The organism is Pectobacterium parvum (genome assembly GCF_020971565.1).
In the GTDB taxonomy this organism is placed as follows: Bacteria; Pseudomonadota; Gammaproteobacteria; order Enterobacterales; family Enterobacteriaceae; genus Pectobacterium; species Pectobacterium polare.
Map to the genome: position 1 here is coordinate 2,167,713 of NZ_CP087392.1, position 14,011 is coordinate 2,181,723.

Consider the following 14,011-nt stretch of genomic DNA (forward strand, 5'->3'; position numbering starts at 1 on the left):
TTGAGCCCTGAATCCGCCAGGGTTCCGGTGCGTACCATCACCAATAACATCCACTAAACGATCGTGGGGGCTTATGGACGCGTTGGCTGTCAACGTGGTAACGCCTGAGCGGGTCGGAATGGCAACGGAGATTTTTCAATACCGTGCGGGTCTCCGTTGACGGTGTCGCTATCGCCATCATTAGCGCTTTACTCGCCGCCCATGAGCATGTTGCTGAAAACTTCGGCGCGGAGCCATTCGTCCGGCGTCCCCCTACTCAGAATATACGAACTGAGGAAATCAGATAAATGATCCGGCTAACTGAATTTAAAAAGAGTACCTCAGGCCGACTGTTGTCATAAAATTATAGCTCTCAATAGCGCTGCTATTCACTGCGCTATTTATCTCGCCAGTGCTGTAATCATTGGCAGACAAACTGCCTTTTTTGTTGTTTATGCGGTTCCAGGATCCCTCCACATAAACTTTTGCATTGGGCGTTAAGTAATAACCAGCGTTCGCGGCAAGAGAGTAAAAATTCTGGTTCTTAATATTTGCTCTGAAGGTTGTATTTGTTAGGTAGTGTTCATCGTTGTCAGATGCGCGTACCCATCCACTATATTTAAAGCTGCCACCGAACTCGAAACGTTCATAACGGTAGCTACCCACAAGGCCGATATACGGCATTTTAAAGCGCTGCTTGTAGCCGATTACTACTGTCTCGGCAGGGAAAGAGCCAATATCAGGTAAGCCCGTATTCTCATTAGTATAGTGGTAGGATCCTCCAGAAGCCTTGAAGCTGTAGCGACTCTCCTGATAGCCAGCCATCACGCCGAAACGATAATCAGGTTCGTTTAGTACCCACCCTTTTACGTTGAAATCAAATTCGTTTGCGTAGTTTAAGCGGGTATCAGAATGCTTACTCTGATCCGTCCATCCTTCCTGGCTTTCGTCCAGCCAGTCAGTGTCATCCATATAGCCACCACGGCTGGAGAGAGTTGTTCAGCCTGAAGCGCCGATCGATATCAATGGAGTTAAACCCCAGTCAAGAGAACCTTTAATGATTGCGGCATTACTGTATTTCCAGTTTAGTTGGCTGTTCTTATGTCCGGCAGAATCTGGGTCGTAAACCTGTTCCTTGGTCTTGCCACTCAGGCTACCCAAACCAATTTCACCGTTAACACTTTCGGGGGTAAAAAAATGATTTCTCGCATCCGCCATGGCAGCAAAAGGAATAGACACGGCAATGGTTAGAGCCAGAATTGAAAACCTCATTAATATCTATCCTTATACATTAATTAATGTGCTTTAATTTTATTCTCGTAACCACTTTTCGAGTCAACTGCTAACCAATTGTGGTTTAGGTTATATTTAGAACCAGATGAATTTGAATTGCACTATTCTGTACTTCGTAATATTCCTTTCGCTCAACTATAAGCGTCAGCCCCCGTGACTATCGGCAGGTAATTGGTCGATCGTGCATTATCGAGATTGTAGTAGCCCCCATTTAAACCGGACACTTCATCAATAAGACATAGGCATAGACCTATGTTTAAGGAGTGTCTTGTGCAAAGAATCGAAGTGATCACTGGCGAGCAGAAGCGACGCCGTTATACTGCCGAAGAAAAGTCCCGTTTTGTTGCGCTGTCCATGCAACCCGGCTATTCCATTTCTCTGGTTGCCCGGCAATATGGCATTACACCCAGTCTACTTTTTAAATGGAAACGACTTATGAACGAAGGTGGCCAATCTGCGATCGCTGCTGGCGATGACGTTGTCAGTGTTGCTGAAGTTAAGGCACTGGAAAAAAAGGTAAAACAGCTTGAGCAGATGCTGGGACGTAAAACAATGGAAGCCGAAATCCTCCGCGATGCGCTGGAGATAGCGCAGTCAAAAAAGTTGATATCGCGCATGCCATTGCTGCCACCGGACGATATCCCCTAATCCGGATAACACAGGTACTGCAGGTATCACGATCTAATCTTTATGAACGCCTGAGTGGGCAGCGACTGCCCCGTATGGCGCGTTACAGCAAAGAAGCGGATGAGGAATTATTGCCATCAATCAGACAGATATGCAGCCAGCGCTCGACAAATGGCTATCGCAGGGTCACCGCACATCTGAATCGCAGGTTAAAGGAAGGCGGTCGCCGGGTAAATCCAAAGCGGATATACCGGATCATGAAACACCATAACCTGCTGCTGGCAAAATCGGGTCATGAGAAAAAACACCGCAACCATATCGGTAGTGTGATCACACTGAAACCGGATACCCGGTGGTGCTCTGACGGCTTTGAAATCCGCTGCTGGAACCGTGAAGTAGTACGAGTGGTGTTCAGCCTAGACTGCTGTGACCGAGAGGTTATCGGCTGGAGTGCCACCACAGGGGGTATCAGCAGTGTAATGGTACAGGATCTGCTGACAGAAAGTCTGGAGAAGCGGTTCGGTAACGCACTGATGGTTCCACATGCAGTAGAATGGCTGACTGATAACGGCAGTTGCTACATAGCCGATGCCACGCGTACGTTCGCCAGTTCACTGGGGTTCATCGTGTGTACCACCCCAGTACGTAGCCCGGAAAGCAACGGCATGGCAGAATCGTTCGTCAAGACGTTCAAGCGGGATTACGTCTACGTAAATGACCTGCCGGATGCAGTATCAGTGATGGAAAAAATGGCAGAATGGATGGAGGACTATAATAACCTGCATCCGCACAAGGGGCTGAATATGAAATCCCCCACGCGAATATCGCGATGCCATGTTAGCTGTTAATTAGCCGTGTCCGTTTTAGTAGGGGCAACTCCAGAGATTGAACTCTGACCATTTCGCTTTGGTGATTTCGGCAGGCCGTGCCTGCGTCCTTAAAATGAAGATGGGAACTGATTGTACTCATGCCAGTACTCATTTTTGACTGCGCTGTCATGAGATAACCTGAGGCGCCATGAAAAGCAATTGCGTGGATTTTATGGGGCGTGTTGGTCTTCATGCGATGTATTGCGATCCCATGAGACAACCGAAGCAAATTAGACGCTGATTCGCTACTGCACGATGACGATCTCTGTACTCTCCGGGCCAGTAACCTGCGCCTTTTCTCGGCGGGATGAGAGCACTGATTTTCTTACGCCGCAGTTCATCGTGACATAACCGGGTGTCGTAAGCACCATCTGCAGCGGCTGACCTGATTTTTCGGTGGGTCTGCCGGATTAATCCGGGGAAAGCCTCTGAGTCCGTGACGTTGTTTAGCGACAGGTCGGCACAGATGACCTCATGTGTTTTGCTGTCAACGGCCAGATGCAGCTTTCGCCAGATACGACGGCGCTCTTTGCCGTGTTTTTTGACTTTCCACTCGCCTTCACCGAAGACCTTAAGCCCGGTGGAATCAATCACCAGATGGGCAATCTCACCCCGGGTGGGCGTTTTGAAACTGACATGAACCGACTTTGCCCGCTTACTGACACTGGTGTAATCCGGACAACGCAACGGAACGTTCATCATGGCAAAAATAGAATCAATAAAACCCTGCGCAGCCCGCAGGGTCAGCCGGAATAGACGTTTAATCACCAGGACAGTCGTGATGGCAAGATCTGAATAGCGCTGAGGTCTTCCGCGGGATGAAGGCGTTGCTGACTCATACCAGGCCTGAATCGCCTCATCGTCCAGCCATAAAGTGAGGGAGCCACGGTTGATGAGGGCTTTGTTGTAGGTCTTCCAGTTGGTGATTCTGAACTTTTGCTTTGTCACGGAACGGTCTGTGTTGTCGGGAGAGTGCGTGATCTGATTCTTCAACTCAGCAAAAGTTCGATTTATTCAACAAAGCCGATGGCCGATTATGAATAATTATAATTTTATCAGATAGTTAGTGCGTTTGACGCTGGGAAATAGAGAATATAAACAATGATTAAACATTAAATGATGTTTAACAATTAGGAAGCTAATTTGTCATGTTTTTGAAACAAAAGATGTCTATTTTTTACGGTAGCGCATTAGCATACGTCAATCTGGAGTAAGGAAACTATGACACAACGCTGGGTAGCATACACATTTTATTTCCTCCTCTACTTCCAGTCAGGCATGTTATTAGGATTTATGCCACTCTTTATTACAGAGAAAGGATTTAGCCTAAACCAGTTTGGTATTATATCTTCGGTCGCGATTTTAAGTCGACTGTTAGTCAACCCACTTGTAGGATGGTTTGCAACGAAACATTATCTTGCATATAAAACGCTCAGTGCCCTGGCATTAATTTCGGCTATTTTATTTTTGTTGGTAGCCTATAGTGTAAAGCCAGCTATAATTCTCTTTTTTATGCTGGCAAATATTGTTAGCCTGCCTATTCGGCCTTTAGGTGATGCGCAGATAATTTCATGGGTTAAGCAAAGTGGGCAAAACTATAGTACATTAAGAATATGGGGGTCAATTTCATTTCTTATTGCTATTATGCTTTCTCAAAGGATTATAGAACAAACAGGTTTGGTTGTCGTGCCACTTGTTGCATCCTTATCTTATATGCTCATATCATCAATTTTTTTCATAGGTGGCAAGAATTCATCAGTACCGAAAAAGAAGGAAAAACTACAACCTGTTTCTTTAACTATATTTAAAGATATGACCGTTGTAGGTGCGGCTATATGTCAAGCAACACATGGGGTTTTTTACGCATATGCAACATTACTATGGGTCAGTAAAGGCTTCAGTATAACTATAATTTCATATGTTTGGATGTGCGGGATTATCTGCGAAATACTTGCATTTTATTATTTGTCTGCTTTCAAGTTGAAGTTAAAGGAAATTCATTTGATTATAATTTGTTTGATGGCGGCAACTATTAGATGGCTTGGAATTAGTTGTTTCGAAAGCATAATTTTGATATTGGTCTGTCAAGCGTTGCAAGGGTTTACGATAGCGTTGATGCAATATACTTTATCAATGATATGGAGAAAGAAAGAAACAGAAGAAGAAATTGTTCACGCGGTGACACTATATGACGCTGTGAGCTATGGTGGTTTACAGGCTTTATTGGTTTTTATAGCTTCATTCTTATCATTATCTCAAGCGTTTGCAATGGCTGGTGCACTGACATTTATAGCGATAGTTCTCATTGTACTTCAACAAAAAGGAAATATGAGAGCTTAAGGTTCAATATCTCGAGACAATATATGTTAATAAAATATTTTGTAGTGAATGTTCTTACGCTTTTTATCGCAGTTATAAGCATCTTTGCAATACGGTATATTGAGTATCCATCCGTATATGGACTTATATTATGCTTGGCATGGTTTACTGACGCCGTTGATGGCCCACTAGCTAGAAAACTAAAAGTCACATCTAAAGCTGGCGATGATATCGACCGCTTGGTCGATTACGTGGCTTATGGGGTAGTACCTGGCACGATCCTGATTTTTTATGGCTTGGATTATGAAGGCTCAAATTTCTGGCTTTATATATCACTGGGTATTTTATTTATTATGTCAATCACATTACGTATAACATGTTTTTTGGACCCCTTATTTTCTGAACGTTGGAAAATAAATCGAAGTTCACTTTGGCAGCCACGTTATACAATTGGAATGTCACTCCCTATAGCTACGATTATTTTCACATGCGGTTTGCAGTTGATCACCCGCAGTCAATATGAAACCTTAGGCTGGGTGTGTTGTTTACTTTCTATAATGTCATTACAAGTGCCGTTACCATTTATTCGATTCAAAAAACCAGAGTACTTTATTGTATGGCCATTATTGATGGTTTTATTCTATATAGGAAATATAACCTGTCTAATATTAACTCCTGTGATTTTATTAATTGTTTCATACGTAAATATTTTTATTTTTCGATATAACTTGAAGGTGACTGCATGAAAACAGTCATAACATTTGGGACCTTTGATCTTTTTCATGTTGGTCACCTCAATATTATAGAAAGGGCTTCTAAGCTTGGGGGGCGTTTAGTGGTTGGAGTGTCTGCGGATGAGTTAAATATTGTAAAAGGAAAGGAACTTCCTGCAATACCTCAAAATGAGAGGCTGGCGATTATCAAGGCGTTGTATTGTGTAGACGAAGTGTTCCTTGAAGAATCTCTAGAGCTTAAAAGTGAATATATTGTTAATTATAAAGCTGATTTATTGGTAATGGGGGATGACTGGAGGGGGCGATTTGATGATTGCTCACAGGTCTGCGAAGTGATTTATCTACCAAGAACCCCCGGCATCTCAAGCACCTTAATCAAAGCGAAATTATCCAACATTCTATGAAGGAATAAAAAATGCTTAAAAGTAATGCATTTGCGGAATATATTGACGGTAAGCTTGTTTTTGATGACAGTGAAAAAAAATTTAGAATGGCAAACAGTTTTGGTACAGGGATACCTTTGGTTAAACATGATCAATTCGGTGCCGATCTTATTCGTTTCGAAGCTGGAAAAGGTGTAGGCAATCACATCCATGATGGAGACCATATTTTATTCGTTTTGTCTGGCAGTGGCTATGTGGTGTATGCCGGTGAAGCTAAAAAATTAGAGCCGGGAATCTGTTACTTAATTGAAGGTGAAATTGATCATGCAATAAAGGCAGAGACAGATTTGCTGATGATAGCCGTTGGGAATGCACATTTTGATGTTGATAGTAAAAGTAGAATGACACCTGTTCCTTATCGTGATGAAACAGCCCAGAAATACAGAATACATAGCAACTAAGAGAGTAGACGATGTTAAATAAATTAATTAGTGATTACATAGATAATAAACGCTACAAGATAAACTTGGTTGCTAGTGAAAATGTGACATCACCTTTAGTAACTAAGGTTATCGGTTCTGACTTAAACCATCGTTACTGTATTCCTCCTAAAGGGGAGAGACCTGAGGCGATATGGGACTATCCTGATCAGATAGAGCCTAGACAAATATATAAGATTACACAGGACCTTGCCTGTGAGTTATACAACGGTTCAGCAGCTGATATTCGACCGCTTTCGGGTAATCAGGTCGCCCATATAATTATTTCTACCTTGGTTAAACCAGGCGAAACAGTGTGGTCTGTACCTGCTGACTGTGGTGGACATTTCGCGACTAAAGTTATATGTGAAAAACACAACATCGTTCTCCGTGACTTACCATATGATCGTATTAAAGAATGCATAGACCTTAAGGCTATAATGCGTAGGGTAAACATTGAAAAACCTAAGCTTGTCTTTTTAGATTCAAGCATGTTAACACATCCCTATGACGTGAAGGGACTACGTGCTGCGGTTGGTCCAGATGTCATTATTTCATATGACGCTTCACATGTATTTGGTTTGATAGCAGGTAAAGGCTTCCAGTCGCCACTTAACGAAGGTGCTGATCTTATCCATGGTAGCACGCATAAATCTTTATGGGGCCCTCAAAAAGGCATAATCATTTTCAAGCGACGTGACACATTGTATGAGAAAATTCATACTGCAGTGCTTCCCGAATACGTCTCCAATATCCATCTGCACCATGTTGCGGCACTTGGATTGGCTCTTCAAGAACACCAGAAGCATGGTGTTTCCTATGTTGCGGCGATTAACAATTTGATTTTAGCATTAGCACAAGGTCTCGATAGTGTATCTATGAAACCTAGATCTCTAGGGGGGATATACAGTTCTTCTCATCAGCTTATATTGCGCATAGGAAGCCGGGAAGAGGCTGAGTCAGCTTTTGCGCGACTCGAAAAGGTCGGACTAAATCTTAACTTGATCAAAGTACCTTTTACAGATGGCTACGGATTTCGAATAGGCGTTAGCGAAATTGCACGTCGTGGTTTTTGTTCTGAAGAGGCCAATCTTATTGGGATTATGATTGAGAAGGTTATTAGGAACAATTGCGATTTAGACAGTATTCATAAGCAAGTTAGAGATTTAGCTGAAAAAAATAACCAAATTTTTTTTTGCTGAGAGTAAACAATATGTGTGGAATAGCTGGTGTCATTGGAAGAGATGCAAGTCATAACGATCTAAATCTAATGTTAAATACTATCAAGCATCGCGGTGAAATAAGATATAGCCATGAAAGCATATGTACGTCTGGCGTATGTATGGGTACTAACCGTCTGGCGATTGTTGACGAAAGCTACGGGGTTCAGCCAGTAATAACGTCAAATGGTCGATTTTCATGTTGCATGAATGGTGAGATCTACAATCATAAAGAATTGAGAAGGGAATTATCTTTTCATTATGATTTTAAAACCGAAAGTGATACTGAGGTTTGTTTGGCTGCGTGGGTACACTGGGGGAAAGAATTTGTCGAAAAGTTACAAGGAATGTTCGCGATTGCTATATATGACCATGCCGAATCAAAATTTTTACTTATAAGAGACTACTTAGGAGTTAAACCTTTATATTATACCACCATTGGTGAATCGATTTATTTTTGCTCTGAGATTAAAGGAATTACTGCTGTTTCAGATAGCTCGAAAGTTAATCTTCTGGTCCCAGGTTCTTATTATGATGGTGAAAATATTATAACCTATTACACTCCTAAACTAACCTACCTCGATTTAAGCAATGCTGAATATATTTCTGAACAACAGGTAATTAATGAATTAGATGATGTGCTGTCTGGTGCTGTATTAAAAATGATACCGGAAAGTACCTCAAAAATCGCATGCTTACTTAGTGGTGGTGTGGACAGTAGTTCTGTATTGAAAATACTAGCGAAGTATTATAAAGGAGATGTGGTCGCTTATACATTCAGCATAAACCCTGAGTCATCGGAGGATTTATTACATGCCAAACAACTTACTCATGAGTTAGGTATTAAGCATGAAGTGGTTATACCATCGTTATCGGAAATTACGCAATTCTACCTCGAACAAGGAGTGCGTATGACTGAAACATTTGAGCCAGCTTTAGTTCGTAATGCGGTTAGTTACCATTTTTTATGTAAGCGTGTTGTTCAGGATGGATTTAAATGGTGTTTTAGTGGAGAAGGGGCTGATGAAATATTCGGTGGCTATGATTATTTTAAACATGTATCGAACTCTGATGAAGCAATACTTGACTCATTGAAGAATATTCATCAAACATACCTTCAAATGGCTGATCGTGCCTCAATGTTTACTACTCTTGAAGTGAGGGTGCCGTATATGGAAAAGGAGGTTGTTGATTTTGTTTTCAGCTTGCCTCCTGAATATCGCATACGGAATGGACAGGATAAATGGATTCTTAGGAAACACTATTCTGAAGATGGAATAGCTGTCGGGATTGCCGCAAAAGCAAAATTAGGCATGAATGCAGGAGCAGGGGCAGGTAATAATGATTCAGGAAATGGTATCTATTATGATTCAATAAGAATGTTTTATAAAGATTATCCGGAACTACGATCTTATCATCAAAAAATTGCTACTGATATTGGAAGTGATTTTTCCGTTGACCTAAACGATATTGAGGAGGTTTATAATTTCTTTAAGTACTGCGAATATGGATACAAACAGTATGGCAATGGTGCCACCAGACTCCAGCTTAATACAAAGAAAATTGTAAAATGACTAAATATAATAAATATCAATTCCGTGATAAAAAGGATTTTAGAACTTCTTCGAAAGTTGAAAGCGAACAGCTTTTACAAAGATTCAATTTAAGGCGTAACAAAGTTAGCTCCTGTTCTGCCATAACGGAAAATGAGCTTTATAATTTTTGCATTGAAAATGGCTATATAGATGCACATGAGATGTCAAAAGGTTTTACGGTTACTACACCCAAGGGAATGATTTTCGAGGACGCGGCTAGAATCATAAATGAAGAATTTATGGGCGCAGATGATAGCGAATGTCAGCTTCCTGTTGTTTACAAGCTTAATAATGCGTTAGTGAATTTAACTGATCGATTTGAAAAAACGAAACAAGTCTTTAACGTGGTTGGAAAAGATGAGGCTCGACTTAGTTATGCTGCAGATCCTAATCTATTTAACTGGTTGAGCGGGCGTATTTTAGCTGACTCTATCTTAGGGACAAGAATACGTACCTGTATTCCAGCGTTACGTAATTTTCCATCGGGGGCACTTAATAAACTGACTCGTGTGAAGCAGTTTATACTCTATGATGCTCATACCTTCGTTTTGCCGGAAGATGCATGTTCAACATTAGCATCCATCATCGAAAGGAATTATCGTATTTTAGATTCTATTGGTGTTTATTCTCGTTTTGTTTGGCTTGAAACAACCAAAGATTATTATTCACAAAATTCGTGGTTGAAAAATGTAATCACACAGAATGAAAAGGAGTTATGCTGTATCGACTTGATTGAACATCAGAGTCATTACTATATAGCAAAAATAGGATTTATGGTTGACTGCGGATATGGTGAGATGATGCTATTCAATATCCAAATTGATGAAAGGAATGGAGAATCGTTCGATATAAAAATAAAAGATGGACGGCATCCAATTATTATTCATCATAACGAGATAACTGGTTCTGGATTGATGACACTTTATGCTGGTCAACTCTTGGCCTATAAAAAACCATTACCACTATGGCTTGCTCCTTGGCAAATAGAAGTGATTTATTCTCAAGATGCAAGTAGTTATCTTAAAATAATTAATTCTGCTCTGAAATCCTTTTATTTAAGAATTAAATATACAGTTTGTGATGAACCTGAATATTATAATGTTGACTGTTCTGTTCCTTATAAAGTGTTTGTAGATAGTAAGAATATTAGCATAATAGAATGCAAGACGGGGCTACAAATAGACCTTTCTTATTTGGTCAGAAAATTTAAGGATATAGAGATTTTCTCCAGAAATAAAATAATGAAAAAATCTTATGTCAATAACATTATGGTGGGATAATGAATGTTGCTATTATAGGAACGGGCGATGCCCGGGATTTTTCTACTTTTCGAAAGTTAAAGTCTGAAGCGATTTTGGACACGGATGCTGTTTTTCTTTTTATTTATAACATGAGTCCATCTGGCTGTTTTAAAGATACTGACGTTCATTATGTCAAGTCAGATTCTGAACTCATCGGGTTATGTTCTGATTATTCGATAGATTGTGCAGTTGTATTTAATACAAATATTTTATTCTCACCAGTCATGAAAGACTTGTATCAAGTTGGCATGAGGATTTATGGCCCCTCAGAGCAAGCAATCCCGTTAGAGAAAAGTAAAGCATTTGGTAAAAAAATCATTAATGAGGCTGGGATCAAAACCCCGTCATCTAGGGAGTTTGACATTTCTGAAAGCCTTAATAAAATGCTTCCTGAACTAATGCAGAATTCATCTAGGTGGGTTGTTAAATCCGATTTTATGCTGAAGGATGCCAATATCAGAACATGCATTGTCAAGTCAGTAGAACAGGCACAAGAAGCTATCAAAGCAATTGATACTCAAGCAAAACTTGAAGGCTCCACATCACGGATATTACTTGAGGAATTTGTAAGTGGTTCGGAGCTTTCTGTTCATTTATTTATTAGCACTGAAGGATATACATTAATTCCTCCCGTACGTGATTATAAAAAGCGCTATATTGATGGTGAGGGTCTTAACACCCATGGTCTTGGGGCTATTTGTGCCTCAAACTTTCCACTACCTTTATTGGTTAAGATCGAAGAAGAAATTGTAGCGCCTTTATTCCAATGTATGAAGAAAAAACAATTAATTTATACAGGTGTTCTTTATCTTGGAGTAATCTTGACTGATACTGGCCTTCAGCTTCTTGAAATAAATGTAAGGCCAGGCAATCCTGAATGGATTTCAATACTTTCTCTTATGAAATCACCTTTACTCCAGTGTATAAAAAACTCCATAATAGGTTCGCATGGCTCCATAATTTTTCATTCGAATTCAATTTCAATTTCTCGTTTTATTGTTTCTGTTCGTTACCCTCTGATTGACAATGACACAACTATAGATGTTGCAGATAATTATCTAGAGCATGCTCATTCTCTATCTATAGATATTAGCCCAGAAAATTTCTTTCTTGAGCGAGCCGGTAGATACTCCATCAAAGATAGAGCTTTATGTATTACTCTTCGAGGCAATGATTTCTTGCAAATAGTGGAGGCTTTAGATTCATACATTAATCGGAATTTCCCAAAAAATGTGTTTTCTGCATGGAATGTCGGATTCGATTTTAATCGAGAATTCTTAGTTGGTTTAAGGTGATTGAATATGTGCGGTTTATTTGTCGCAATAAGCAAGTCTAAGCCTTTTGAAGATATCAAACCATTCATAGATGCCACAAGAAAAATGAACTCTCGTGGCCCTGACTCATTTAATTACTGGAGTAACGAGTACGTTTTCCTCGGACATACAAGGCTAGCTATTGTAGATATTGAGGGTGGCGCACAACCAGTAAAAAATGAAGATTTAACATTATATGCTGTAGTTAATGGAGAGTTTTATGATTATATAAAAATTTCTAAAATGTTAGATGGAAGAGGGCATAAACTCAACAGTGCAAGCGACTCGGAAGTTATATGTCATCTTTATGAAGAGTTGAAAGGTGATTGTGTTAATGACTTAGATGGTATGTTCGCCATTATTATATTTGACAGTGCCAATAACAGCATTTTCATAGCGCGGGACCGTCTCGGCATTAAGCCGCTAGTTTATTATGAAAATGATGATCATATTTATTTTTGCTCATCGATCTTACCAATAGTTGAGCTACTTCCCGAAAGTCATAGAAAAATCAATCGTGAAGCTGTAAGACAGTTTTTGATTACGGGATATTTACCACCTGATTCCACCCTTGTTAAAGATGTTATGATTTTCCCGGCGGCCACTACCCGCCTTATCAATTTAAATAAAAAATCAAACAATCATACCGAATTTTGGAAGCCTCAATTTGTTGCATCAAAAGAAACTTCATTTTCTGGCGCTACCATGCATGCACTTTTGAAAAACGAAGCTGAAAAAACGTTACCATCTGTACCATTCGCAATTTACTTAAGTGGCGGCATTGATTCATCTTTAATATATAATGTAGTTAAAGATCATGGTGGTAAGGCTCTTAGTCTGCGTTTCGATGATCATTTTGATGAGGGTAAGTTTCAACATCAGGTATGTCCGGAAACTATCGAAACTACTTTCAATAGAAGTGATTATACTTCTGGATCAGACCAATTTCGACAAGTTGTCATTGCTCTAGAGCAACCTCAAATCTTTTCATTAGATTTTCCGATGCAGCTACTTGCTGCTACTGCTAAAGATTTGGGATGTAAAGTTGCCTTGACTGGAGATGGAGTTGACGAACTTCTTGGTGGTTATGATCACTTCCAGGCTATTACAGTTGGGATGGCTATGCGTCGTAAACTCACTAATTATGCTGAGCAACAGTCTTTTCTACGTTATTTAAAGCATCTTGGCTTTCCTTCCGACTACGGGGAAAAACTTATTTCACTTCTTAACACTCACTCAGAGCAAGAAGAAGGGCTGGGTATGTTGTTACCTTGGTCTGTGGTATGGGCATTCAGTGAAGAAGCCAGTGCCGTTGTTCTCAAGGATCCCCCCCCTCCTTTTTGGAATAAACAAGATGCTTATTTGACAAGACAAGCCAGGACTATTTTGGAACAGCATTCAGAATCAGGAGAGTTCAATCGGTTCATTGCGTTTGAGATAAAATCTCGTCTCGTTGCTTGGACACTCTGGAGAGCAGATAAGAATTCTATGACCCATGCCATTGAAGTTAGGCCTCCCTTTTTAACGAATAAAATGACAGAATTTTTACTTACATTACCTGAGAGTAAGAAAAAGGGACTATATAGAGAAAAGTTGATATTAAAATGGGCTGCTAGAGGAAATTTACCCAAAGCGATATATCAACGTAAGAAATTTGCTTTTAACATAGACAATAATAATTTTTTCTGTAAAAAGGAACTTCAGGAGTTATTAGCTAAAAATAGTATTTCAACATATGACATGTTTGACGAGAATGGCGTCAATTTATTGATTGAAAAAATTTTACAACCGAAGTCAAAATTATACTTTAAAGACATCATTGAACAACAAACACTAATAGGCGTTTTATCATGCCTGATTCTATTTGAACATTTTAATATAACCTAGAATGGATATGAC

The 14,011-nt window shown here is 40.0% G+C and carries 10 protein-coding genes and 2 pseudogenes; 10 read left to right on the forward strand and 2 right to left on the reverse strand.

Features of this window, described 5'->3' with window-relative positions; translation table 11 throughout:
* Window positions 1-306: 306 nt before the first annotated feature.
* Window positions 307-1,251 (reverse strand): annotated as a pseudogene (locus LOZ86_RS09825) (omptin family outer membrane protease).
* Window positions 1,252-1,524: 273 nt separating this feature from the next.
* On the opposite strand from LOZ86_RS09825, the gene LOZ86_RS09830 reads away from it, so the two are divergent.
* Window positions 1,525-2,747 (forward strand): IS3 family transposase gene (locus LOZ86_RS09830; protein WP_230243115.1). Its coding sequence is split into 2 segments (ribosomal slippage): window positions 1,525-1,858 and window positions 1,858-2,747, totalling 1,224 coding nucleotides; the frame shifts between segments, so codons are not numbered across the junction.
* Window positions 2,748-2,999: 252 nt separating this feature from the next.
* On the opposite strand, the pseudogene LOZ86_RS09835 reads toward LOZ86_RS09830, so the two are convergent.
* Window positions 3,000-3,761 (reverse strand): annotated as a pseudogene (locus LOZ86_RS09835) (IS5 family transposase); the annotation flags it as partial.
* Window positions 3,762-3,989: 228 nt separating this feature from the next.
* Here LOZ86_RS09835 and LOZ86_RS09840 point away from each other — a divergent pair.
* The 9 genes from LOZ86_RS09840 to asnB all read left to right on the forward strand — a co-directional run bounded on the left by LOZ86_RS09840 (window position 3,990) and on the right by asnB (window position 13,999).
* Window positions 3,990-5,108, forward strand: a complete 1,119-nt coding sequence (locus LOZ86_RS09840) for an MFS transporter (RefSeq protein ID WP_103199495.1) — start codon at window positions 3,990-3,992, stop codon at window positions 5,106-5,108.
* A 23-nt stretch (window positions 5,109-5,131) separates the two neighbouring features.
* The gene (locus LOZ86_RS09845) at window positions 5,132-5,833 is read left to right on the forward strand and encodes a CDP-alcohol phosphatidyltransferase family protein (protein WP_103199494.1); all 702 of its coding nucleotides are present in this window, start codon (window positions 5,132-5,134) and stop codon (window positions 5,831-5,833) included.
* Window positions 5,830-6,225, forward strand: coding sequence for an FAD synthase family protein (locus LOZ86_RS09850; protein WP_103199493.1), 396 nt, complete (start codon window positions 5,830-5,832; stop codon window positions 6,223-6,225). The genes LOZ86_RS09845 and LOZ86_RS09850 overlap by 4 nt, the downstream gene beginning before the upstream one ends.
* Before the next feature lie 11 nt (window positions 6,226-6,236).
* Window positions 6,237-6,665: a cupin domain-containing protein gene (locus tag LOZ86_RS09855; RefSeq protein ID WP_230243117.1), complete on the forward strand. Its 429-nt coding sequence runs from the start codon at window positions 6,237-6,239 to the stop codon at window positions 6,663-6,665.
* 11 nt (window positions 6,666-6,676) lie between these two features.
* Window positions 6,677-7,885, forward strand: a complete 1,209-nt coding sequence (locus tag LOZ86_RS09860; protein WP_230243118.1) for a hypothetical protein — start codon at window positions 6,677-6,679, stop codon at window positions 7,883-7,885.
* A gap of 68 nt (window positions 7,886-7,953) precedes the next feature.
* On the forward strand, window positions 7,954-9,477 hold the full coding sequence (locus LOZ86_RS09865) for an asparagine synthetase B family protein (RefSeq protein WP_230243125.1): 1,524 nt from the start codon (window positions 7,954-7,956) through the stop codon (window positions 9,475-9,477).
* Entirely contained in the window at window positions 9,474-10,778 is a 1,305-nt protein-coding gene (locus LOZ86_RS09870; protein WP_103199489.1) for a class-II aminoacyl-tRNA synthetase family protein, read from the forward strand. Before LOZ86_RS09865 ends, LOZ86_RS09870 begins: the two co-directional genes overlap by 4 nt.
* On the forward strand, window positions 10,778-12,094 hold the full coding sequence (locus LOZ86_RS09875; RefSeq protein WP_103199488.1) for a hypothetical protein: 1,317 nt from the start codon (window positions 10,778-10,780) through the stop codon (window positions 12,092-12,094). Before LOZ86_RS09870 ends, LOZ86_RS09875 begins: the two co-directional genes overlap by 1 nt.
* Window positions 12,095-12,100: 6 nt before the next feature.
* Complete coding sequence (gene asnB, locus LOZ86_RS09880) at window positions 12,101-13,999, forward strand: asparagine synthase (glutamine-hydrolyzing) (RefSeq protein ID WP_230243128.1); 1,899 nt, start codon at window positions 12,101-12,103, stop codon at window positions 13,997-13,999.
* Window positions 14,000-14,011 lie beyond the last annotated feature (12 nt).

Coding starts and splice junctions, on each gene's coding strand:
- LOZ86_RS09875 (WP_103199488.1), top strand. CDS start 10,778: ATGAATGTTGCTATTATAGGAACGGGCGATGCCCGGGATTTTTCTACT.
- LOZ86_RS09840 (WP_103199495.1), top strand. CDS start 3,990: ATGACACAACGCTGGGTAGCATACACATTTTATTTCCTCCTCTACTTC.
- LOZ86_RS09860 (WP_230243118.1), top strand. CDS start 6,677: ATGTTAAATAAATTAATTAGTGATTACATAGATAATAAACGCTACAAG.
- LOZ86_RS09850 (WP_103199493.1), top strand. CDS start 5,830: ATGAAAACAGTCATAACATTTGGGACCTTTGATCTTTTTCATGTTGGT.
- LOZ86_RS09845 (WP_103199494.1), top strand. CDS start 5,132: ATGTTAATAAAATATTTTGTAGTGAATGTTCTTACGCTTTTTATCGCA.
- LOZ86_RS09870 (WP_103199489.1), top strand. CDS start 9,474: ATGACTAAATATAATAAATATCAATTCCGTGATAAAAAGGATTTTAGA.
- LOZ86_RS09865 (WP_230243125.1), top strand. CDS start 7,954: ATGTTAAATACTATCAAGCATCGCGGTGAAATAAGATATAGCCATGAA.
- asnB (WP_230243128.1), top strand. CDS start 12,101: ATGTGCGGTTTATTTGTCGCAATAAGCAAGTCTAAGCCTTTTGAAGAT.
- LOZ86_RS09855 (WP_230243117.1), top strand. CDS start 6,237: ATGCTTAAAAGTAATGCATTTGCGGAATATATTGACGGTAAGCTTGTT.